Source organism: Microbacterium sp. CGR2 (assembly GCF_003626735.1).
In the GTDB taxonomy this organism is placed as follows: Bacteria; Actinomycetota; Actinomycetes; order Actinomycetales; family Microbacteriaceae; genus Microbacterium.
This window is the reverse complement of the sequence record NZ_RBHX01000001.1, coordinates 2,947,793-2,970,018: the sequence shown is the minus strand read 5'-3', so window position 1 is coordinate 2,970,018 and position 22,226 is coordinate 2,947,793. Positions and strand designations below refer to the sequence as shown.

At 67.4% G+C, this 22,226-nt stretch carries 20 protein-coding genes; 16 read left to right on the top strand and 4 right to left on the bottom strand.

The genetic code is table 11. The features are described 5' to 3' along the window. Positions 1-20 precede the first annotated feature (20 nt). The 7 genes from ruvC (at position 21) to D7252_RS14935 (ending at position 7,884) form a co-directional block, all read left to right on the top strand. Positions 21-599 carry a crossover junction endodeoxyribonuclease RuvC gene (gene ruvC, locus D7252_RS14965; RefSeq protein ID WP_120776107.1) on the top strand — a complete coding sequence of 193 codons (579 nt, stop codon included), beginning with the start codon at positions 21-23 and terminating at the stop codon, positions 597-599. A 9-nt stretch (positions 600-608) separates the two neighbouring features. After that, entirely contained in the window at positions 609-1,235 is a 627-nt protein-coding gene (ruvA, locus tag D7252_RS14960; protein WP_120776106.1) for a Holliday junction branch migration protein RuvA, read from the top strand. Further along, entirely contained in the window at positions 1,228-2,256 is a 1,029-nt protein-coding gene (ruvB, locus tag D7252_RS14955; RefSeq protein WP_120776105.1) for a Holliday junction branch migration DNA helicase RuvB, read from the top strand. The genes ruvA and ruvB overlap by 8 nt, the downstream gene beginning before the upstream one ends. Before the next feature lie 72 nt (positions 2,257-2,328). Further along, positions 2,329-2,787: a preprotein translocase subunit YajC gene (gene yajC / locus D7252_RS14950; RefSeq protein ID WP_308162504.1), complete on the top strand. Its 459-nt coding sequence runs from the start codon at positions 2,329-2,331 to the stop codon at positions 2,785-2,787. A 55-nt stretch (positions 2,788-2,842) separates the two neighbouring features. Then, positions 2,843-4,573: a protein translocase subunit SecD gene (gene secD / locus D7252_RS14945; protein ID WP_120776103.1), complete on the top strand. Its 1,731-nt coding sequence runs from the start codon at positions 2,843-2,845 to the stop codon at positions 4,571-4,573. Further along, positions 4,573-5,562: a protein translocase subunit SecF gene (gene secF / locus D7252_RS14940; protein WP_120776102.1), complete on the top strand. Its 990-nt coding sequence runs from the start codon at positions 4,573-4,575 to the stop codon at positions 5,560-5,562. Before secD ends, secF begins: the two co-directional genes overlap by 1 nt. A 69-nt stretch (positions 5,563-5,631) precedes the next feature. Then, positions 5,632-7,884, top strand: coding sequence for a bifunctional (p)ppGpp synthetase/guanosine-3',5'-bis(diphosphate) 3'-pyrophosphohydrolase (locus D7252_RS14935; RefSeq protein WP_120776101.1), 2,253 nt, complete (start codon positions 5,632-5,634; stop codon positions 7,882-7,884). Here D7252_RS14935 and D7252_RS14930 read toward each other — a convergent pair. Further along, on the bottom strand, positions 7,871-8,422 hold the full coding sequence (locus D7252_RS14930; protein ID WP_120776100.1) for a type IV toxin-antitoxin system AbiEi family antitoxin: 552 nt from the start codon (positions 8,420-8,422) through the stop codon (positions 7,871-7,873). The genes D7252_RS14935 and D7252_RS14930 overlap by 14 nt on opposite strands. A 63-nt stretch (positions 8,423-8,485) precedes the next feature. Beyond that, positions 8,486-9,838, bottom strand: a complete 1,353-nt coding sequence (locus D7252_RS14925) for a DUF349 domain-containing protein (protein ID WP_259461111.1) — start codon at positions 9,836-9,838, stop codon at positions 8,486-8,488. 214 nt (positions 9,839-10,052) lie between these two features. Between D7252_RS14925 and nirB the strand changes: the two genes are divergently transcribed. From nirB to D7252_RS14905, 4 genes are read left to right on the top strand one after another with little or no spacing between them, the layout of a single operon-like run. Further along, the gene (gene nirB / locus D7252_RS14920; protein WP_183055312.1) at positions 10,053-12,632 is read left to right on the top strand and encodes a nitrite reductase large subunit NirB; all 2,580 of its coding nucleotides are present in this window, start codon (positions 10,053-10,055) and stop codon (positions 12,630-12,632) included. Beyond that, positions 12,629-13,033, top strand: coding sequence for a nitrite reductase small subunit NirD (nirD, locus tag D7252_RS14915; protein ID WP_120776099.1), 405 nt, complete (start codon positions 12,629-12,631; stop codon positions 13,031-13,033). The genes nirB and nirD overlap by 4 nt, the downstream gene beginning before the upstream one ends. After that, entirely contained in the window at positions 13,030-13,845 is an 816-nt protein-coding gene (gene cobA / locus D7252_RS14910; protein ID WP_183055311.1) for a uroporphyrinogen-III C-methyltransferase, read from the top strand. The genes nirD and cobA overlap by 4 nt, the downstream gene beginning before the upstream one ends. Next, the gene (locus D7252_RS14905) at positions 13,842-14,969 is read left to right on the top strand and encodes a uroporphyrinogen-III synthase (protein WP_259461110.1); all 1,128 of its coding nucleotides are present in this window, start codon (positions 13,842-13,844) and stop codon (positions 14,967-14,969) included. Before cobA ends, D7252_RS14905 begins: the two co-directional genes overlap by 4 nt. Positions 14,970-15,040: 71 nt before the next feature. Here D7252_RS14905 and D7252_RS14900 read toward each other — a convergent pair whose 3' ends face one another. Further along, on the bottom strand, positions 15,041-16,003 hold the full coding sequence (locus D7252_RS14900) for a formate/nitrite transporter family protein (protein WP_120776097.1): 963 nt from the start codon (positions 16,001-16,003) through the stop codon (positions 15,041-15,043). 139 nt (positions 16,004-16,142) lie between these two features. Further along, positions 16,143-16,439, bottom strand: a complete 297-nt coding sequence (locus tag D7252_RS14895) for a hypothetical protein (protein WP_120776096.1) — start codon at positions 16,437-16,439, stop codon at positions 16,143-16,145. 112 nt (positions 16,440-16,551) lie between these two features. Here D7252_RS14895 and D7252_RS14890 point away from each other — a divergent pair, with 112 nt between their 5' ends. The 5 genes from D7252_RS14890 (at position 16,552) to ruvX (ending at position 22,226) form a co-directional block, all read left to right on the top strand. Beyond that, positions 16,552-17,940, top strand: a complete 1,389-nt coding sequence (locus tag D7252_RS14890; protein WP_120776095.1) for a replication-associated recombination protein A — start codon at positions 16,552-16,554, stop codon at positions 17,938-17,940. Positions 17,941-18,107: 167 nt separating this feature from the next. Continuing rightward, entirely contained in the window at positions 18,108-18,737 is a 630-nt protein-coding gene (rpsD, locus tag D7252_RS14885; protein ID WP_120776093.1) for a 30S ribosomal protein S4, read from the top strand. Between the two features lie 117 nt (positions 18,738-18,854). Continuing rightward, the gene (locus D7252_RS14880; protein WP_120776092.1) at positions 18,855-19,043 is read left to right on the top strand and encodes a hypothetical protein; all 189 of its coding nucleotides are present in this window, start codon (positions 18,855-18,857) and stop codon (positions 19,041-19,043) included. Between the two features lie 52 nt (positions 19,044-19,095). Continuing rightward, positions 19,096-21,756, top strand: coding sequence for an alanine--tRNA ligase (gene alaS / locus D7252_RS14875; protein ID WP_120776091.1), 2,661 nt, complete (start codon positions 19,096-19,098; stop codon positions 21,754-21,756). Next, positions 21,753-22,226 (top strand): Holliday junction resolvase RuvX, encoded by a 474-nt coding sequence (gene ruvX / locus D7252_RS14870; protein ID WP_120776090.1) that lies wholly within the window; start codon positions 21,753-21,755, stop codon positions 22,224-22,226. The genes alaS and ruvX overlap by 4 nt, the downstream gene beginning before the upstream one ends.

The window sequence follows — 22,226 nt, the reverse complement described above, 5'->3', positions numbered from 1 at the left end:
AGGCCGCATAGCCTGAACAGGTGAGCTCCTCCCTGCGCGTGCTCGGCATCGATCCCGGCCTGACCCGGTGCGGCATCGGTGTCGTCGACGTCGACGGCTCGCGACGCGGCACCCTCGTCCATGTCGGAGTGGTTCGGTCCGCGCACGGGATGGAGATCGGCGATCGCCTGGCCATCGTCGCGGCCGGCATCAGAGAAGTGATCGCGGAGTTCCGGCCGGACGCCGTCGCCGTCGAGCGTGTCTTCGCGCAGCACAACACGCACACGGTGATGGGGACGGCGCAGGCCAGTGGCGTGGCCCTGCTGGTCGCCGCGGAAGCGGGACTGCCTGCTGCCACGCACACGCCGAGCGAGGTGAAGGCTGCGGTCACGGGCTACGGCGCTGCGGACAAGCGGCAGGTGCAGGCCATGATCGCGCGGATCCTGCGCCTTGACGCCCCGCCACAGCCCGCGGATGCGGCGGACGCGCTCGCGATCGCCCTGTGCCACGCGTGGCGGCGTGGCGGCGCGGCGGCCGACAAGAGCGCTCTGACTCCCGCGCAGCGCGCCTGGGCCGATGCGGAGCGTGTCGCTCGAACATACCTACGAGGGACGCCCTAGGCTGGTCAGATGATCTCCTCTCTGCATGGCGTCGTCCTGCATGCGACCTCCGATCAGGTCATCGTCGAGGTGGGTGGGGTCGGTTTCTCGGTCGCCGTGCCGAGCGATGTCGCGCACACGGCGACCGTGGGGGAACGGCTGAAGCTCCACACCAGCCTCATCGTCCGCGAGGATGCCCTGTCTCTCTTCGGCTTCGCCGAACGGGACGAACTCGAGGTGTTCGGCCTGCTGATCAGCGTCACGGGTGTCGGGCCGAAATCGGCCCTCGGCGTGCTCTCGCATCTCACCGTGGATCAGATCGCCGAAGCGGTGACCGCCGAAGACGATGCGCCGTTCCGGCGGGTGTCCGGCATCGGCCCCAAGACCGCGAAGCTCATCGTCCTGCAACTCGCCGGAAAGGTGCATCGCACCACTGCCGCGAAGAAGGCCGCACCATCCGGCGGCGATGATGTGGTCGCTCAGGTCGCGGCGGCGCTCGTCGGTCTCGGCTGGTCTGAGAAGGTCGCTGCGGAGGCCGCGACCCAGACCGCCTCCGACGCCACCGATGCCGAACGGAGCTCCGTTGCGTCGCTCCTGCGCCGCACGCTCGCGATGCTGGGCCCCGCCCAGGCAGCTCAGGGGCAGACGCGTGTCTGACGTCAGGGATGCTGCCGAACCGGACGACGAGGTCGAACTGGCGATCGAGGGCGCGCTCCGCCCCGCCAGCCTGCGGGAATTCGTCGGTCAGCAGAAGGTTCGGGGCCAGCTTCAACTGCTCCTCGATGCGGCACGTATCCAGAGTCGCCCCGCCGATCACATCCTTCTGGCGGGTCCTCCGGGGCTCGGGAAGACGACACTCGCGATGATCGTCGCGCACGAGAGCGATCGTCCGCTGCGCCTGTCCAGTGGCCCCGCGATCCAGCACGCGGGCGATCTCGCTGCGCTGCTGTCGAGCCTCGTGCCCGGGGAAGTCCTGTTCATCGACGAGATCCACCGCATGGCGCGTTCCGCCGAAGAGATGCTGTATCTCGCGATGGAGGACTATCGCATCGACATCATGGTGGGCAAGGGCGCGGGGGCGACCAGCATCCCGCTGGAACTGGCGCCGTTCACGCTGGTCGGAGCGACCACCCGCTCCGGCCTGCTTCCGAATCCGCTGCGAGACCGGTTCGGCTTCACCGGCCATCTCGAGTTCTACGAGGAGCACGAACTCGAGCAGGTCATCGCGCGGTCGGCGCTCGTGCTCGGGGTCGACCTTCCGCATGACTCGCTCGCGGAGATCGCGAAGCGGTCCCGAGGAACCCCGCGAATCGCGAACCGGCTGCTGCGTCGGGTGCGCGACTACGCGCTCGTGCACGGAGGCGGCGGCGAAGCGACCATCGAGGGTGTGCGCGCAGCGCTGGAACTGTACGACGTCGACGCGATCGGCCTGGACCGACTCGATCGCGCGGTGCTGGAAGCTCTTGTGCGGCGATTCCGTGGCGGCCCCGTCGGCCTCAGCACACTCGCGGTGGCCGTCGGCGAAGAGGGCGAGACGGTCGAGAGCGTGGTCGAGCCGTATCTCGTTCGAATCGGTTTCCTGGGCCGCACCCCGCGCGGCAGGATCGCGATGCCGGAGGCGTATGCCCACCTCGGAGTTCCGCACCCGGACGGGACGCTTCGACTGGATGACCTATAATCGCTGAAGACTTCCCGGATACATCCGCGCGCCCCAAGACTGGTGCGTTCACCTGAGAAAGGCGCTTCCCCCATGCCCATGGAATTCCTCCTCTTCGGCCTCCTTGCCGTCCTCCTGATCTTCATGATCTTCAACACGCGCAAGCGCACCAAGCAGATGAAGGCCGAGCAGGAGGAGAAGGCGACCAAGACCGTCCCCGGCGTGAAGGTGCTCCTGCAGGGCGGCATCTACGGCACGATCGTCGCGTACGACCCCGAAGACCTGGACAACCCGGCACTCGTCGAGGTCGCTCCCGGCACCATCATCGAGGTTCACAGCCAGGCGATCCTGCGGATCGTCGAGCCGAAGGACGCCGCCGTGGATGCTCCTCTCGACGGCGCACCCGTCGTGACAGACGCGCCGGTCGCGACCGACGCGCCCATCGTCGACGAGACACCGGTCGTGCGCGATACACCCGTCGCTGACGCTCCCGCCATCGAGACTCCCGAGGAGACCCGCGCGCGCCTCGAGCGCGAGGCGAACGACAAGTAACATCGCCGCCCGCGCGGTCGCTCGCAAGTCCGGCATCTCAGAAAGCTGAAAACACGTGGCTTCATCCTCTCCGGTCCGTCATGCCTGGCGGGTCCTTCTCGGCCTGCTCCTCGTCACGGGCGTCCTCTTCGGCATCAACGCCATGGGCGTATACGTCTTCAAGCAGAGCTCCTGGGCGCCGGAACTGGCTCTCGATCTCCAGGGCGGGACGCAGATCGTCCTGGGCGCGGAGACCGAAGACGGTGCTGCCCCGTCGTCTGAGCAGCTCGACCAGGCCGCGACCATCATCCGCCAGCGTGTCGACGCGTCGGGCGTGGCGGAAGCCGACATCACGACCGAGGGCGGACAGAACATCGTCGTCCAGATCCCGGGCGAGGCCGACGAGCAGACCCGGGAGCGGATTCAGTCGAGCGCTCAGCTCGAGTTCCGCCCGGTGTTGGCGACCACGGCGGCCAGCACCGAGTTCGTCGGCGATGACGGAAACTCCACTCCGTACCCGACGCCCGACCCCTCCCTCAACGACACACCGACGGCAGAGCCCACGGATGGCAGCGATCTGGCGTGGGTCACCGAGAAGCTGGCAGCCGAGTTCCAGGCTTACGACTGCGCGGACCCGGACAACGACCCGTCACGTGAGCCTCAGGACGAGCCCGTGATCGCGTGCGATGAGGCCGGCACGGCCAAGTACCTCCTCGGCCCGGCTGAACTCACCGGCACGGCGATCACCGACGCCTCGGCGGGACGCGACCAGACGAGTGGTGCGTGGGTCGTTCAGTTGACGATGAACGCCGAAGGAGGCGATGCATTCGGCAAGGTGAGCACGCGCCTCAACCAGAACCGGATCGACCAGCTGTCTCCCCGCGACCAGTTCGCCTTCGTGCTCGACGGCAACGTCCTCAGCGCTCCCCGGATGAACGGCGTCATCCTCGACGGCCGTCCGAGCATCTCGGGCAGCTTCACGCAGGAGAGCGCCACCGCACTCGCCGATCAGCTGAAGTTCGGTGCACTGCCGCTGAGCTTCACGGTGCTGAGCTCCGACACGATCTCCGCCACCCTCGGCACGCAGCAACTCCAGATCGGCCTCATCGCGGGCCTCATCGGACTCGTGCTCGTCGCCATCTACTCGCTCATGGTGTATCGATCGCTCGGCACGGTGATCATCGCCTCGATCGCGGTGATGGCCGTCCTCACGTACGTCATCATCTGCATCCTCGCCTGGCGTCTGGGCTTCCGCCTCTCGCTCGCAGGCGTCGCCGGTCTCATCGTCTCCATCGGCTTCACCGCCGACTCGTTCATCGTCTACTTCGAACGCATCCGAGACGAACTCCGCGACGGCAAGTCGGTCACTGCCGCGGTGGAAGACGGCTGGGGTCGAGCGAAGCGCACGATCTACATCTCCAAATCCATCAACATCCTCGCGGCCGTGGTGCTCTACATCCTCGCCGACTCGACGGTGAAGGGCTTCGCGTTCACGCTGGGTCTGACGACCATCATCGACGTGTTCATCTTCGTGATCTTCACCCACCCGGTGATGCAGCTCCTCGCACGCACCAAGTTCTTCGGCGGTGGTCACAAGCTCTCGGGCCTCGACCCGCGCGCTCTCGGAGCCGTGTACCGCGACCGATCGGAATTCCGTGAAGTGTCTGCCACCACGGCCGGCCGCGGAGCGCGAACCGCTCGCTCGCGGGGCGAAGCCGACCGTCGCCAGACCATCGCGGAACGTAAGCGCGCCGAAGCCCTCGCGGGCGAGAGACCGACCAACGCCGGAAGTGAGGGAGACGCCTGATGCCTTCCATGAATGAGTTCGGCAACAACCTCTATTCGGGGAAGACCTCGTTTCCGTTCGTCGGCAAGCGTCGGCTGTGGTTCATCATCGCCATCGCGCTCGTCGTCGCCTCAGCGCTCGTGCCGCTGATCCGTCCGATCCAGTTCTCGATCGAGTTCACCGGAGGATCGCAGTTCGCTGTGCAGGCGCCGGACAGCGTCGATCAGGAGACCGCGACCGAGGCGGTGCGCACGGTCGTTCCGGACGCTGTGACGAAGGTCGCGATCGTCAGTGACCGTGACGTGCGTGTGCAGACCGACCAGATGAGTGCTGAGGAGACTCAGCAGGTCGCCAACGCGCTTGCCGACGCCTATGAGGTCGAGCCCTCCGCGGTCACCTCCTCCTTCATCGGACCTGCCTGGGGAGAGAGCGTCACACGGCAGTCGCTGTGGGGCCTTGCGATCTTCCTGGCACTGACATTCCTGATCCTCGCGATCTACTTCCGCACGTGGAAGATGTCGGCCGCGGCGATCATCGGCCTCCTGGACGTCCTCGTCATCACGGTCGGCGTCTATGCCCTGGCCGGCTTCGAGATCTCGCCGGCTGCGGTCATCGGATTCCTGACGATCCTGTCGTACTCGTTGTACGACACGACGGTGGTGTTCGACAAGATTCGAGAGAACACGACGGAAGACGGGGAGAAGTCTGCCCGCTTGTTCGGCGAATCGGTGAACCTGGCGGTGAACCAGACGCTGGTGCGCTCGATCAACACCTCGGTGGTCGCCGCACTGCCGGTCGGCGCGATCCTCTTCATCGGCTCGTTCTGGCTCGGTGCGGAGACACTCACTGACATCTCGCTGTCGATCTTCGTCGGCATCCTGGTGGCGACGTACTCGACTCTGTTCGTCGCCGCACCGCTGTACTCGCTCTTCCGAGAGAACGAGCCGCAGATCAAGGAGCGTGATGCTCGCATCCGTGAGGCGCGCAGCAAGGCATCGGTCAACGCCTGAGCGTCGCTGTCAGCGGGAAGCTCGCTTCCCGCTGCGCGCGTAAGATAGACAGATTGGGGAGGTGAGCGGATGGCGGAGCCGCAGACGACGTCGCAGGGTTCCAGCCTGCGACGTCTCGTCCCCCGGATCTTCTCCCGCGCGCCCCGGGTCAATGACCTCGGCAACCTGATCCGCACCGTCCGCGCGAACCACCCGCGCGGCGATCTCCCCGTCATCGAACGCGCCTACGCCGTCGCCAAGTTGAAGCACGAGGGGCAGAAGCGTCAGAGCGGCGAGCCCTACATCACGCATCCGCTGGCTGTCGCACAGATCCTCGCCGAACTCGGTCTCGGTCCGCGGGCGATCGCTGCCGCGTTGCTGCACGACACCGTCGAAGACACCGGGTACGCCCTCACTGACCTGACCGCAGAGTTCGGCGACGAGGTCGCGATGCTCGTCGACGGCGTCACCAAACTCGACAAGGTCAAGTACGGCGAGAGCGCGCAGGCAGAGACTGTCCGCAAGATGATCGTCGCGATGTCGAAGGACATCCGTGTATTGCTGATCAAGCTCGCGGATCGTCTGCACAACGCGCGCACCTGGGGGTTCGTCCCGCCCGAGAAGGCGGCGAAGAAGGCGAAAGAGACGCTCGAGATCTACGCGCCGCTGGCGAACAGGCTCGGCATCCAGGCCATCAAGTCCGAACTCGAAGATCTGTCGTTCGCGGTGCTGCATCCGAAGATCTACAACGAGATCCACAGCCTGATCGCGCAACGCACCCCGCAGCGCGAGAAGTACCTGGGCCAGGTCGTCGAAGAGATCGATGAAGATCTCCGCGATCTCCGCATCCGCGGCAAGGTGTTCGGTCGTCCGAAGCAGCTCTACTCGGTGTACCAGAAGATGGTCGTGCGAGGGCGCGAGTTCGACGACATCTACGACCTCATCGGCATTCGCGTGCTGGTCGCGTCGGTTCGCGACTGCTATGCGGTGCTCGGCGCGATCCACGCGCGGTGGACGCCGCTGCCCGGTCGGTTCAAGGACTACATCGCGACGCCCAAGTTCAACCTGTACCAGTCGCTGCACACCACCGTGATCGGGCCCGCCGGCCGTACGGTCGAGATCCAGATCCGCACCCATGAGATGCACCAGCAGGCGGAGTACGGTGTCGCCGCGCACTGGATGTACAAGGAGCGGATGAACGGAGGCGGCAAGACCGAGGTACGGGCCTCCGACACGGATATGGCCTGGCTCGCGCACATCTCCGACTGGCAGGCGGAGACGGCCGACCCGGGAGAGTTCCTCGACTCGCTGCGCTTCGAGATCGGCGCGAAAGAGGTCTATGTCTTCACTCCGAAGGGGCGCGTGATCGGTCTGCCGGCGAGTGCCACTCCGGTCGACTTCGCCTATGCCGTGCACACCGAGATCGGCCATCGCACGATGGGCGCCAAGGTGAATGGCCGTCTGGTTCCGCTGGAGTCGGAGCTCAAGAGCGGCGATGTCGTCGAGGTGTTCACCTCGAAGAACCCGGATGCCGGTCCCAGCCAGGACTGGCTCGGCTTCGTGGCGAGCACCCGCGCCCGTAACAAGATCCGCGGTTGGTTCACAAAAGAACGGCGTGAAGAGGCCATCGAGCAGGGCAAGGAAGCCATCGCCAGGGCGATGCGCCGCCAGAACCTGCCGCTGCAGAAGCTGATGAGTCAGGACTCGTTCGCCGAAGTTGCTCAGCAACTGAAGTATGAAGATGTCTCGGCGCTGTACGCCGCGGTCGGCGAAGGGCACGTCTCCACGCAGTCCGTGCTGGAGAAGGTGACGGCTCTCGTCTCGGCGAACGAACCGAACACGGGCACCATCGATCTCCCGGGGAGTGTCCCGACGCGCGAGCCCCGCTCGGGCGACTCCGGTGTTCTGGTACGCGGTGCCGCCGACATCCTGGTGAAGGTCGCCAAGTGCTGCACGCCGGTGCCGGGCGACGAGATCATCGGCTTCGTCACTCGGGGGAGCGGCGTGTCCGTGCACCGGGCGGACTGTGTCAACGTGAAGGCTCTGAGCTCGGAACAGGACCGCTTCGTCGAGGTGTCGTGGGCGCCGACCACGAAGAGTGTGTTCCGCGTACAGATTCAGGTCGAGGCCCTTGATCGCTCCGGTCTGCTCTCCGACGTCACCCGAGTGTTGAGTGAGCATCACGTCAACATCCTCTCGGCGACGGTGACGACGACCGACGAGCGCCTGGCGCTGAGCCGGTTCGTGTTCGAGATGGGTGACGCCGTGCATCTCGACCGGGTGCTCAACGCCGTGCGTCGCATCGAGGCCGTCTACGACGTGTACCGCGTCACCTCGTCCTGACGACCAGCCGCTCCAGAGCGCTCAGAGCCACTCGGCTCCCCGGCACGCGCCGCATCGCGCGCAGACGATCGCCCGCGGCAGCCGGAAGCTCGGGGAATATCAGCGCGAGTCGCTGTATCCAGAGCATCACGCGTGGGTCGCGATGCAGGGTCGTCGCGAGATCGAGCATGGTGCGCTCTGGAGTCGACACGTCGATGCCGCCGAGCCTCTGGACGTCGGATGCCGCGAGCAGGCTGTCGTGGAAGACGAGTCGGGCGCTGGTGTGCGGGCGGAGCCTCCGCTCGACGGACCGTTTCACATGGTGAACGACCGGCGGTGCGTCACCGGCCCCGTGGACCCAGGCGGCGGTCGGTCCGGAAGCCGCCGTACCCGGTCGCACCAGTCGGATGAGACTCTGCGCGCGGACATCGGCGTCTTCGATGAGATCTGCCGGGATGTAGGCATCGCCGACTTCGACCACATGCCCGTCGATCCGTGCGGAGCTGAGTTCCGACTGGCTGAGACGGGCTCCCGGCAGGTACAAGAACGCGGGGTGCATCACGCCAGTGTGGCGCAACGCACCCCGCGTCGGGGGTGATGATCGGAACTGTGGAGAAGCGCCTCAGTCGCCGAGAGCGCTCAGCCACGCGCGACGCGCCTCGAGCGCGTCGGATGCCGCTTTCGCCGCCTTCTTGTCGCCGGTCTTCTCGGCCGCGGCGAGTTCGGCTTCGAGCTTCTCGATGGCCTCGAGCAGCTGCGAGCTCATGTCGTTCGCGCGAGCCTTGGTCTCCGGATTGTTCCGCTTCCAGTCGACCTCTTCGCGGGCCTTCAGGGCCTGCTCGATGGTGCGCAGCTTGTCGTCGAGCGCGCGTTCCTTCTCCCGGGGGAAGATGCGGCCGAGCTCGTCCCACTGACGTTGGATGCCGGTGAGCAGGGCGCGTGCGCGCTTGATGTTCGACTCGTCGGCGACGGCCTTGGCCTCTTCGAGGAGAGCCTCGCGAGCTTCGATCTTCGGGGCGGACTCGGCCTCTTCCGCGGCGCTCTGCTCGGCGCGCGCGGCATAGAGCGCATCTCCGGCTGCCTTGAAGCGGGCCCAGAGGGCGTCGTCGGCCTTGCGCCCTGCGCGGCCGGCCGCCTTCCAGTCGTCGAGGAGTGTGCGATAGGCGGGAATGCCGTCAGTCCCGCGCGGTGCCAGAGCTTCGGCTCGCTCGACCAGACGCGACTTCACGTCGCGGGCAGCCTTGTGCGTGTCATCGAGTTCTGCATAGAACGCCCGACGGTGCTTGTCGACCGTCGCACGCGCGTCGCGGAAACGCTTCCAGAGCTGCTGCGAGACGCTCTTCGAAAGGCGGGGGCCGTTCTGCTGCTGCGCCTGCCACGCGTCGAACAGCTCTCCCAGTTCGGCAGTGACCTGCTTCCACTGCACCTTGCTGAGGTCGCGCGCGGCGATGGCCTCTGCGCGCTCGACGAGCGCCGTGCGCTCAGCGATCGCTTGGTCGACGAGTTCCTTCGCGCGCTGCTGCTCCTGCTCAGTCGCCTCGGACAGCGAGGCGGTGAGAGCGTTCAGGCGGTCACGGAGTCCGGCGAGGTCACCGACTGCTGCGGCATCCGTCGCCTCATCGATGAGGTGACCGGCCTGCTTGGCGAGGTCGCTTGCAGAAGCGCCGCCCGCCTGCTGGCGCTGCTCGAGAGCGTGCACCTTGAAAGCGATGTCTTCGAACTTGCGGACGAAGTAGGCGAGGGCCTCGTCGGGGGTCCCGTCAGGGTACTGACCGACGACGCGCCAGGTGTCCCCCTCGCGGACCTCGACGGTGCCGTCTTCGGCGACTCTGCCCCATTCGGCGGCGGATGACGAGGACACCGCCGCAGTGGTGACCGGCGCGACGGTCGCCGGCGTCGGCGCCTTTCGCGGCATCGGCATCGCGGGCGGTGCGGGAATGGGGGGAGTCGGCTTCGACGGCTCGGTGGCAGACACGTGATTCTCCTTGCGCGGTCGGGCCGCGGGAGGCGGAAAGGACGAGGCTCAGCCTAGTACGCCCGCCTCGGCGAGGAGGTCATGCTCTTCTCACACCGTCGTTACCGATCTGTGAGGAGATCGTTCGACGGGCGAAACACGCAGAAGCACACGGGGGAAACACGCCGCTCCTATCGTCGCCAGCACGACACTTCCCCCGGTCGACAGGAGCCCCATGGACGACACCGCACCCTCGACGAAAGACATCCTGGTCATCGGCGCCGGGATGGTGGCGCATCGCTTCGTGGAGAGCCTGCTCAGCCGCGCCGATGCCGACGTGCGAGTGACGGTGATCGGCGACGAAGGGCGGGGGCCCTACGATCGCGTCGGACTGACGAGCTTCTTCTCCGGGGCGACCCCCGACGACCTTCAACTCGACCGGTCGGTGTTCAAGGATGCGCGCGTCCGACTGGTGACGAACGACCGGGTGCTGCACATCGATCGCGGCGCGCGGTCGGTACGGACCCGGTCGCGGCGCACATACGGCTACGACACGCTCGTCCTCGCCACCGGCTCGTTCGCGGCGAGAGTAGCCGTGGACGGGGCGGATCTCCCCGGCTGCTTCGTGTATCGCACGCTCGACGATGTCCAGTCCTTGCGCGAGTTCGTGGCGAAGCGTTCGCAGATGCTCGGTCGTCCCCTGCGCGGCGCGGTCATCGGCGGAGGGCTGCTCGGTCTCGAAGCCGCGGGGGCGCTGCAGGGGCTGGAGGTGGACACCACCGTCGTGCAGTACTCGGATCGACTGATGTCCGCGCAGCTCGACCAGGCCGGTGGCGGGATGTTGAAGCGGCTCCTCGAGGCCCGGGGGATCCGGGTGCGCACCCAGGCTCGGACCACGCGGCTCGACCCGGACGAGTCCGGTGCCGTGACCGCTCTGGAGTTCCAGGACGGGTCGTTCGAGCGCGCGGATGTCGTCGTCTTCACCGTCGGTGTGCGACCTCGCGACGAGCTGGCCAGGAACGCAGAACTGGATGTGCACCCACGCGGCGGCGTGCTGATCGACGAAAGATGCTCGACCTCCGACCCGGACATCCTCGCGATCGGCGAGGTGGCGAACTTCGACGACCGGTGCGTCGGTCTGGTCGCGCCCGGTTACGCGATGGCGGAGGTGGCGGCCACCCGCTTGCTCGGAGGCGACGCGAGTTTCCCCGGCTACGACGAATCCGCGAAGCTCAAGCTGTCCGGCGTCGACGTGGCCAGTTTCGGCGATGCGCTCGCCCGCACCCCGGACGCCCTCGACGTCGTCTATGCAGACCCGGTGGCGGGCGTGTACAAGAAGCTCGTGCTGTCGGATGACGCACAGACGCTGCTCGGCGGCATCCTGGTCGGCGACGCCGCGGCATACGGAGCGCTGCGTCCTCTCGTCGGGGCGAAGCTCGGCGCAGACCCGTCGGCCTACCTTCTGCCGGAGGGCGGCAATGAGGCTCCGGGCGGAGAGCTTCCGGATGAGGCTGTCGTCTGCTCGTGCTCGAACGTGTCCGCGGGGCGCATCCGCCAGGCCGTGCACGAGGAAGGATGCCGGGATGCCGCCGCAGTGAAGGGCTGCACGAAGGCGGGCGCGACGTGCGGTTCCTGCGTCCTCATGGTCAAGAAGGTCGTCGGGCAGGAACTCACCAAACTCGGACAGACGGTCTCGAATGCGCTGTGCGAGCACTTCGACATGTCGCGGCGACAGTTGTTCGACGCCGTCCGGGTGGCGGAGCTGTCGACGTTCAGCTCGATCGTCGAGCGGTTCGGCCGTGGCCGCGGCTGCGACATCTGCAAGCCGGCGATCGCCAGCATTCTCTCGTCCCTCGTCGGCGGGCACGTGCTCGAGGGAGAGAACGCGGCCCTGCAGGACACCAACGATCACGTCATGGCGAACATGCAGAAGGACGGCACCTATTCGGTGGTGCCGCGGATGCCGGGTGGCGAGGTCACTCCGGACGGCCTGCTGGCGATCGGTCAGATCGCCAAGGACTTCGCCCTGTACACGAAGATCACCGGCGGCCAGCGGATCGACATGTTCGGCGCCCGTCTCGAACAGCTCCCGATGATCTGGGAGCGGCTCGTCGACGCAGGGTTCGAGTCCGGACACGCCTACGGCAAGTCGCTGCGCACCGTGAAGTCCTGTGTCGGCTCGACCTGGTGTCGATTCGGAGTACTGGATGCCGTGGGGATGGCGGTGAAGCTGGAGCTGCGGTACCGCGGGCTGCGTGCGCCGCACAAGCTGAAACTCGGGGTCTCCGGGTGCGCCCGCGAATGCGCGGAGGCGCGCTCGAAGGACGTCGGCGTGATCGCGACCGAGACGGGCTGGAACATGTACGTCGGCGGCAACGGAGGGTTCACACCGCGGCACGCGCAGCTTCTCGCCTCCGATCTGGACGACGAGGGACTCATCAGGGCGATCGATCGGTTCTTCATGTATTACATCCGGACAGCTGATCGTCTTCAGCGCACAGCCCCCTGGTGCGAGGACCTCGAGGGCGGGCTCGACGGCCTCCGCTCGGTGATCTTCGATGACAGCCTCGGAATCTGCGACGACCTGGACGCCGCGATGGCGATCCACGTCGAACGCTATGAGGACGAGTGGGCGGCGACGCTGCGCGACCCGCAGAAGCTCGAGAGGTTCCGGTCGTTCGTCAACGCTGCGGATACCCCGGATCCCTCGCTGGCCTACGTGGCCGAGCGCGGTCAGATCCGACCCGCCACGACGGAGGAGCGACGGTCGGGTGCCGTGCTCATCGCCGGCACGGCTCTGGAGGTGCGGCGATGATCGGCACCGCGGAACACACGATGGTCCGGGTCTGCGCCCTCACCGACCTGGAGGTCGAACGCGGTCGTGCCGCGCTTCTCGGCAGTGAGCAGGTGGCTCTCTTCCTCCTCGCGGACGGTGCCGTGCACGCCGTGTCGAATCTCGATCCCTACAGCGGCGCCAACGTCATCTCGCGCGGGATCGTCGGAAGTCGAGGGGATGCTCCGACGGTCGCCTCACCCTTGCACAAACAGGTGTTCGATCTACGCACCGGCGTCTGCCTCGAGACGCAGGGGAAGCCGGATGCGACGTTGCGCGTCTGGCCGATCCGAGTGGTCGACGGGTCCGTGCTGCTCGACCTCTCGGAAACCACAGTCGCCGCAGCAACAGCAGCCGGTACCGGACAGGAGGTGCACGCGTGAGGCTCCCGTTCCTACGGCGGGCGAGCCCGCTCACGACGCGCCCCTCGACTGTCCGGCGAGCGGGGCGGGTCGATCTCGTGGGCGGTGGGCCCGGCCCCGCGGATCTGATGACCCTGCGCGCGCATCGGCTGCTGGCCGAGGCTGATGTCGTCGTCGTCGATCGGCTCGGACCCGCGGACGAGATCCGTGCCCAGCTCGGACCGAAGGTCTTGGTCATCGATGTGGGGAAGCGTCCGGGGCACCACCCGGTACCGCAGGCGCAGATCAACGAACTCCTGGTCGCGCACGCCCGTGCCGGCAGGCGCGTCGTGCGGCTGAAGGGTGGCGACCCGTTCGTGCTCGGGCGCGGAGGCGAAGAGGTCCTCGCGTGCGAAGCGGCCGGCATCCCGGTGACGGTCACGCCGGGTGTGAGCAGCGCGATCTCCGTGCCCCAGTCGGCCGGGATCCCGGTGACGCATCGCGGCGTGGCATCCGCCCTTCACGTCGTCAACGGTCAGGGTCCGTTCACCGAGAGCACGCTCGCGTCTCTCGCCGACACGTCGGTGACGACCGTCGTCCTGATGGGCGTCGCCGCCTTGCCGCGTCTCGCCTCGTCAGCACTGCACCACGGCATTCCCGCCGATCGCCCCGTCGCAATCGTCGAGAACGGACACACCGCGCGACAGCGCACGATCCGGAGCACTCTCGGCGCTATCGTTGCCGACGCAGAGGAGGCTCACGTGATCAATCCCGCAGTCGTGGTGATCGGCGACGTCGCTCGGGCAGGACTGCTCCTGCCGTCGACATCGCAGTTCGCCGAGGCTCGCGCGTGACGGTGGCGTCGACACTCGACTCCGCACTCGCCGGCTGCACCATCATCGTGGCGGCGGATCGTCGTTCGGTCGACCTCGCCACGGCGCTGGAACGGCGGGGGGCGCAGGTGCACCGGGCGCCGGCCCTGAGCATCGTCGCCAACGCCGACGATGCCGAGCTGATGCGACGCACCGAGCACCTCATCGCTGACCCGCCTGACATCGTCGTCGTGACCACGGGCGTCGGCTTCCGCGGGTGGATGGATGCCGCTCACGAGCACGGTCTCGACGAGCGCGTCGATGCGGCGCTTCGTGGTGCGCATTTCGTCGCGAGGGGACCCAAAGCGCACGGAGCGATCCAGCAGGCCGGGTTCACGGCGGACTGGGTGGCGGATTCGGAGACCTCCGCGGAAGTGGGGGAGTACCTGCTCGCTTCGGGAATCGCCGGGAAGCGAATCGTCGTGCAGCACCACGGCGCGGGGTCCGATGGGCTCGACGAGCTCCTCGCGGGGGCGGGTGCCGACGTGGTCAGCGTCACGGTGTATCGGTGGGGGCCCCCACCGGATCCCGAGGTCGTGCGTCGCTCCGCGCTTCAGGCGGGGACCGGAGAGGCCGATGCCGTCCTGTTCACCTCGGCTCCGGGTGCGGCGTCGTGGCTCGCGGTCGCCGAGGAAGCCGGCGCACTCGACGGCATCCGGCGTCGTGCGGCCACGGGGCGCCTGCTGCTGGCGGCCGTGGGTCCGATCACCGCGGGGCCGCTCATCGCCGCAGACCTTGAGACGATCGTCGCGGACCGCGGCCGGCTCGGCTCGCTCGCGCGCTGCGTGATCGCCCACTTCGGCGGCGGCCGGGCGCCGTGGATCCAGACGGATGCCGGGCGCCTCGCCGTGCGCAGCGGCGGTGTTCTCCTCGACGGCCGGTTCATCCCGCTGTCACGCACGTCTGCGGGCCTCGTCGAGGCGCTTTTCGTGGCGGGAGGGCGGGTGCTGTCCCGCGCCGAGATCAGCCGGGTGCTGCCGGGCGGCGACCGCAACGGACACGCCGTCGAGGTGGCGGTCGCCCGTCTGCGAGAGGCGCTGTCCGGGGTCGATCTGGTGCAGACAGTGGTCAAGCGCGGCTATCGTCTCGCGGTCACCGAGATCTGAGTCTCGGCACTGCCGAGGTCGGGACCGCGATGGCCCGGCGAGCGCGAACTCGCCGGGCCATCGTCTGCTGCTCAGCCGACGTTCGCCGGCTCCGCAGCCGGCTCTGCTGTGGCTTCGGGGACACCGTGGGCTTCTGCATCCGCACGAGGGGCAGAAGTAGCCGCGACGCCCGATGCCACGAGGACTGCGACGCCCTCCGTGGACCGGGCATCCTTGCCGCGCCGAACGCGCACCTTGCGGGTCGCGGTGCGACCGTACGTGATGTAGAGCGGGATGGCGACGAACAGCAGGCCACCGACGAGGTTGCCGAGGACGGTCGGGATCTCGTTCCAGATGAGATAGTCCATGATCGTGAAGTCGGCGCCGAGGAGGAGGCCCGAGGGGAAGAGGAACATGTTCACGATGGAGTGCTCGAAGCCCATGTAGAAGAACAGCATGATGGGCAACCACATGGCGACGATCTTCCCGACGACGTTGTCCGAGATCATCGCGAGCACCACACCGGTGGACACCATCCAGTTGCAGAGCACCCCGCGGATGAACAGCGTGAGCATTCCCCCTGCGCCGTGCTCCGCGTAGCCCAGGGTCCGGCCGTGACCGATCTCGCCGATCGCGTCGCCGACCGCGCTCGGCGCCGTCGTGAAACCGTACGTGAAGTAGATCGCCATCAGCACCGCGACCAGGAATGCGCCACCGAAGTTCCCGATGAACACCAGTCCCCAGTTCCGCAGCACCGCGCCGATGGTGGCGCCGGGGCGGCGGTCGAGGACGGCGAGGGGCGCAAGCGTGAAGACACCGGTGAGGAGGTCGAATCCGAGCAGGTAGAGGATGACGAAGCCCACCGGGAACAGGATCGCGCCGAGAAGTGGTTGGCCGGTGTTCGTCGACACGGTGACGGCGAATGCGGCGGCGATCGTCAGCAGGGCTGCGCCCATGAATGATCGGATCAGGGTGTCCCTCGTGGACATCTGGATCTTGTACGCACCGGCATCGACCATGCGGGTGACGAGTTCGGCGGGTTTTACGTAGGACACAGGCGGCCTCCACTGGGACGGGGAGCGTAGAGCTCGTTGTGCCCAGAATCGTCCTCGCGCGTTTCGGTCGATCGTGCGAAGCGTTACAGCCGTGGTGCGAAGCTCTCACATGCGGATCGTGCGCCTGTGAGGGCGGGGGTCATTCGGCAGGAGTGTCGGAGGGGAGCGGTACCGGGGTCTCGGAAGCCGGTGTGGGGGCGACCGACGGACTGACGGACGGTGACGGGGTCGGCTCGGGCGCGTTGACCTGCGCGTGCACGACCTGGCTGCCGATCGCGGCGATGACGATGAGCGCTCCGACGATGGCGGCGATCACGTTGTCCCGCGTGCGGCGACGGATCTGGCCCTGATGCCAGATCGTGCGCGCGGTGTGCAGGCGAGCGCGCTCCGCCTGGGTGCGTGCTTGCTGTGCGTTCCTGGAACCGCGTCCGGCCATGCCCTGCATCTCCTCGGTCGTCTGAACTCGACGTCGCCTCAGAGCCTACCGCCGTGGCCGGGGTGCCTCCGTCGGCGCAGCCGTTGTCAGGGGCCGCCAGTAGCCTGGAGTGATGACGTCCCCTGCCGCGCTGCTCTCCGGGCAGACGCCCCTCGCCGTGCGCATGCGCCCCATCTCTCTCGATGAGGTCGCCGGGCAGAAGCATCTGCTGCGTGCCGGGTCTCCGATCGTGGCGTTGGCCGATCCTGATGCGAGTTCGCCCGGCGCGGTCTCGATCATCCTCTGGGGTCCTCCGGGAACGGGGAAGACGACCCTCGCCCAGGCGATCGCGCGCTCGTCGGGGCGACGCTTCGTCGAGCTCTCGGCGATCACCGCCGGCGTCAAGGATGTGCGCGAGGTCATGCAGGAGGCGATCACCCAGCGCGACCTCTACGGGCAGACGACCATCCTGTTCCTCGACGAGATCCATCGGTTCACCAAGGCTCAGCAGGACGCACTGCTGCCGGGCGTCGAGAACGGGTGGGTCATCCTGATCGCGGCGACGACGGAGAATCCGTCGTTCTCCGTGATCTCCCCGCTGCTGTCGCGTTCTCTGCTCCTCACCCTCCAGCCCCTGACGGATGCCGACATCGGGCTCCTGGTCGACCGGGCGGTCACCGATGCGCGCGGTCTGAACGGAGCGGTGACGTTGAGCGACGAGGCGCGGTCCGCGCTCATCCGGCTCGCCTCCGGTGATGCCCGCCGAGCGCTCACCGGCCTCGAAGCCGGCGCCGCCGTCGCTCGATCCCATGCGACGACGGCGGAACGCGAATCTGCGGAAACGGACGACGCTGATGTTCCCGAACCCCCGGCGGCGCACGGTGTGCCCGAGGTGTCCGCCGACGATGTCGCCCAGGCCGTGGACAAAGCTCTACTGCGTTACGACCGTCAGGGCGACGAGCACTACGACGTCATCAGTGCCTTCATCAAGTCGATCAGGGGGTCCGATCCCGACGCGGCTCTGCATTACCTGGCACGCATGATCGAGGCGGGGGAAGACCCTCGCTTCATCGCGCGACGTCTGGTGATCTCCGCCTCGGAAGACGTCGGTCTCGCCGACCCCCAGGCCCTGGGAATCGCCGTCGCCGCCGCCGACGCCGTCGCCTTCATCGGCATGCCGGAAGGGCGGATCCCGCTTGCGGAGGCGACCGTCTATCTCGCCACCACGGCGAAGTCCAACGCGGCGTACGTCGGGATCGACGCGGCGATCGCGGACATCCGAAAGGGCGGCTTCGGCCGGGTGCCGCTGCATCTGCGTGACGCGCACTATCCGGGGGCGAAGCGCCTCGGCCACGGAAGAGGCTACGTCTATTCGCACGACAGCGAGTACGGGGTGGTGCCGCAGCAGTACCTGCCCGACGAACTCGACGGCCGACGCTACTACGAGCCGAAGGCCCTGGGGTCGGAGCGGGACATCTCGGCGCGCCTCGAGCGGATCCGCCGGATTCTCGGCGATCGGTGACGGCAGAGCCCGTCTGTTAGACTTGACCGGCTCGAAACCGAGTTTTCGGGCATCTCCTCGTTCACACCCCACCTTGTCGGCGCCCCGGCGTGCGCTCCAAGGCAGAACGCGGACGATACGTCCGTGAGTCGCGAAAGTCGCGACCACGTCATCGGAAGGATCACTTCGTGACCACGAAGTCCCAGGACCGCCGCAAGGTTCGGCTCAGCCGCGCCCTCGGCATCCCGCTCACCCCGAAGGCCGCGCGCTACCTCGAGAAGCGTCCCTACGCTCCGGGCGAGCACGGCCGTACGAAGCGCAAGGCTGACAGCGACTACGCCGTCCGTCTGCGTGAGAAGCAGCGTCTCCGCGAGCAGTACGGCATTCGCGAGAAGCAGATGCGCAACACGTTCAACGAGGCTCGCCGTCAGGACGGCCTGACCGGTGAGAACCTGGTCGAGCTGCTCGAGATGCGTCTCGACGCCCTCGTCGTGCGTTCGGGTTTCGCCCGCACCACCGCGCAGGCTCGTCAGCTCGTCGTGCACCGCCACATCCTCGTCGACGGCCAGCTCGTCGACCGCCCGTCGTTCCGCGTGAAGCCGGGTCAGCTCATCCACGTCAAGGCCAAGAGCGAGGGCACCGAGCCCTTCCAGGTGGCAGCAGCCGGCGGTCACGCCGAGGTGCTTCCCCCCGTTCCGGGCTACCTCGAGGTCGAGCTCGACAAGCTCCAGGCTCGTCTGATTCGTCGCCCGAAGCGCGCCGAGGTCCCCGTGACCTGTGAAGTGCAGCTCGTCGTCGAGTACTACGCGGCTCGCTGAGTCACCGCTCCTTTCAGAGCAACAGCAGGAGGCGTCGGGGCACCCCCGACGCCTCCTGTCGTTTCCCCTTACGATGGGAAATACCGCGCCTTCGCGGACAACGGCAAGGATGACGACATGAAGAAAGTCCAGTGGTTCCTGATGGGGTTGATCGGCGGCTTCGTCGCGGCTCATTTCATGAGCAAGGACCCGCGCGGTCACGACCTCCTTGCCGAGGTCGACGCCAGGATCAACGAGTTCACGGGGATCATCGGCGACGCCTACCGCGAGCAGGAGGCACGGCTCGCTGAGCCGGGCGACAACTGATCCATCGCAGCGCCCCGGCGCCGCACTCCACGCAAGGACACCTGGCACTTCTATGAAAACTGCGGAAATCGCGCAGCGTTACCTCGACTTCTTCGAGAAGAACGACCACCTCATCGTTCCGTCCGCGTCGCTGGTCAGCGATGACCCGTCGCTGCTGTTCACGGTCGCCGGAATGGTGCCGATGATCCCGTACCTCACCGGCGTCGTTCCCGCTCCGCATCCGCGCATCGCCGACCTGCAGAAGTGCATCCGCACCAACGACATCGAAGAGGTCGGAAAGACGGCCCGTCACGGCACGTTCTTCCAGATGATGGGCAACTGGTCGTTCGGCGACTACTTCAAAGAAGGTGCGATCCGCTATGCCTGGGAGTTGCTCACCAGCTCCGAGGCCGATGGGGGTCTCGGATTCGACGAGAAGGACCTCTGGGTCACGGTCTACGAGACCGATGACGAGGCTGAGGCCATCTGGCGCGACATCATCGGATTGAAGCCGGAGCGCATCCAGCGGCTCGGGCGCGCGGACAACTACTGGAACACGGGCCAGCCGGGTCCCGGCGGGCCGGACTCCGAGATCTTCTTCGACCGCGGCCCCTCCTACGGCAAGGATGGTGGCCCTGCCGTCGACGACTCGCGGTTCCTGGAGATCTGGAACCTCGTGTTCATGCAGGACTTCATCGAGAACATCCGCAGCAAGACCGAGTTCGACATCGTCGGCGAACTGCCGATGAAGAACATCGACACCGGCATGGGGCTCGAGCGGGTGGCGTTCCTCAAGCAGGGCGTCGAGAACATGTACGAGTCCGACCAGGTTCGTCCTGTCCTCGATCGAGCCGTCGAGCTCACCGGACGCGGCTACGGCGCAGACCACGAAGACGACGTCCGCTTCCGTGTGGTCGCGGACCACGTCCGCTCGTCGCTGATGCTGCTCTCCGACGGGGTGCGCCCCTCCAACGAGGGCCGCGGTTACATCCTCCGCCGCCTCATGCGCCGCACGGTGCGGTCGATGCGCCTGTTGGGAGTCGACGAGCCGGTGTTCCCGGAGCTCTTCGCCGCGTCGCGCGATGCGATGAAGTCGGCGTACCCGGTGCTCGAGTCGGACTGGTCGACGCTCTCCGCCTCTGCTTTCGCCGAGGAGGAGACGTTCCGTCGCACCCTCGCTCAGGGCTCCACGATCCTCGACCTGGCTCTCGACCAGACCAGGCAGAGCGGCGCGCAGACGCTCAGCGGTTCCGAGGCGTTCCTGCTGCACGACACCTACGGCTTCCCGATCGATCTGACCCTCGAGGTCGCCGAAGAGGCCGGCCTGAGCGTCGACCGCACCGCCTTCGACACCCTGATGCAGGAGCAGCGCCAGCGCGCCAAGGCCGACGCCCGCAACCGCAAGCGTCAGCTCGCCGATGTGTCCGTCTACCGCGACCTCCGCGCACTGGGGGAGACGGGCTTCGACGGCTACACAGCCCTCGAGGTGGAGTCCCGTGTCCTCGGCATCCTGGTCGACGGCGTTCCGGTTCGGAGCGCCACCGAGGGGCAGATTGCCGAGGTCGTGCTTTCGGAGACGACGCTCTATGCGGAGTCCGGCGGTCAGGTCGCCGACAAGGGTACGATCGTCGGCCCCGGGTTCGAACTCGAAGTCCTCGACGTTCAGCGCCCCGTGTCCGGGCTCATCAGCCACACCGTCGAGGTCTCGCGCGGAAGCGTGGCCGTCGACGACGCCGCGACGACAGTGGTCGACGCGAAGAACCGCCGCGCCGCACGTCAGGCGCACTCGGCGACCCACCTCGTGCATGCCGCCTTGCGCGACACTCTCGGCTCTTCCGCGACGCAAGCCGGTTCGCTCAACCGTGCCGGCTACATGCGCTTCGACTTCTCCTGGTCGAAGGCGCTCTCCGGTGAGACCCGCTCGGAGATCGAGGAGATCACGAACCGGGCCGTGCAGGATGCACTCGAGGTGACCACGCGCATCGTCTCGCTGGACGAGGCGAAGGAGGCCGGCGCGATGGCGCTCTTCGGTGAGAAGTACGGAGACGTCGTCCGGATGGTCGACATCGGCGGGCCCTGGTCTCGCGAGCTGTGCGCCGGTACGCACGTCAACTCCAGCGCCGAGATCGGTCTCGTCAGCGTCGTCGCCGAATCGTCGGTCGGCGCGTCCAACCGTCGTATCGAGGCACTCGTCGGCGCCGACGCGTTCCGAGAACTCGCGGCGGAGCGTGCCCTCGTCTCGCAGCTGTCCGCCTCGCTGAAGACGCCTCGCGAGCAGCTGCCCGAGCGCATCGCCGACCTCGCGGCGAGCCTGAAGACCGCAGAGAAGCGCATCGCGCAGTTCGAGGCCAAAGAGCGCGCGGGCCAGGTGCCGGCGATCGCCGAGGCCGCGCAGCGCGTGGGTTCGTTCCTGGTCGCTGCGCAGTCGCTCGGCGATGTCGCCTCCGCCGACGACGTCCGTGACATCGTCACCGGTGTGCGCGAGCGGCTGGGTTCGGCTGCTGCGGTCGTGGCGCTCGGTGCGGTGGTGAACGGCCGCCCGGTCGTCGTCGTCGCCACGAACGATGCGGCTCGCAAGGCGGGAGCCAAGGCAGGCGCGCTCGCGAAGCGCGCCGCAGGCGTCCTCGGTGGCGGCGGTGGCGGTCGCGACGACGTCGCACAGGGCGGTGGGGCGGATGCTGCGGCCCTGCCTGCGGCCCTGGAAGCCATCTCTCAGGAGCTGCACGACGCGTGAGCGGGTTCCGTCGCGGGGTGCGTCTCGGCATCGACGTCGGGCGCGCCCGTGTCGGTGTCGCGCGATGCGACCCTGACGGGATGCTCGCGGTTCCGGTCGAGACGGTGCCCCGCAGCGACACCTCGATCGACCGCATCGTGGAGATCGCGCGGGAGTACGATCCGCTGGAGATCATCGTCGGTCTGCCGGTGAACATGCAGGGCGCTGACACGCTCTCCACCACGGACGCGCGCGAGTTCGCCGCCGCTCTGCAGAACCGCAGCGGGGTGGCCGTGCGGCTGATGGACGAGCGTCTGAGCACCGTGTCGGCGCACGCCGCTTTGCGTTCGTCTGGGCGATCACAGAAGAAGTCTCGTAGCATTGTGGATCAGATCGCCGCAGTGGTGTTGTTGCAACAGGCGATCGATACGGAGAAGAGCACCGGAAACCCGGCCGGTGCCGCTATCCCGTGTGACGAGGAGCCCGTCTGA

Bases quoted from the DNA above. Each gene is read 5' to 3' on its own strand.
- ruvA (WP_120776106.1), top strand. From the start codon at position 609: ATGATCTCCTCTCTGCATGGCGTCGTCCTGCATGCGACCTCCGATCAG.
- yajC (WP_308162504.1), top strand. From the start codon at position 2,329: ATGCCCATGGAATTCCTCCTCTTCGGCCTCCTTGCCGTCCTCCTGATC.
- secF (WP_120776102.1), top strand. From the start codon at position 4,573: ATGCCTTCCATGAATGAGTTCGGCAACAACCTCTATTCGGGGAAGACC.
- D7252_RS14935 (WP_120776101.1), top strand. From the start codon at position 5,632: ATGGCGGAGCCGCAGACGACGTCGCAGGGTTCCAGCCTGCGACGTCTC.
- D7252_RS14930 (WP_120776100.1), bottom strand. From the start codon at position 8,422: ATGCACCCCGCGTTCTTGTACCTGCCGGGAGCCCGTCTCAGCCAGTCG.
- nirB (WP_183055312.1), top strand. From the start codon at position 10,053: ATGGACGACACCGCACCCTCGACGAAAGACATCCTGGTCATCGGCGCC.
- nirD (WP_120776099.1), top strand. From the start codon at position 12,629: ATGATCGGCACCGCGGAACACACGATGGTCCGGGTCTGCGCCCTCACC.
- D7252_RS14895 (WP_120776096.1), bottom strand. From the start codon at position 16,439: ATGGCCGGACGCGGTTCCAGGAACGCACAGCAAGCACGCACCCAGGCG.
- D7252_RS14890 (WP_120776095.1), top strand. From the start codon at position 16,552: ATGACGTCCCCTGCCGCGCTGCTCTCCGGGCAGACGCCCCTCGCCGTG.
- D7252_RS14880 (WP_120776092.1), top strand. From the start codon at position 18,855: ATGAAGAAAGTCCAGTGGTTCCTGATGGGGTTGATCGGCGGCTTCGTC.
- alaS (WP_120776091.1), top strand. From the start codon at position 19,096: ATGAAAACTGCGGAAATCGCGCAGCGTTACCTCGACTTCTTCGAGAAG.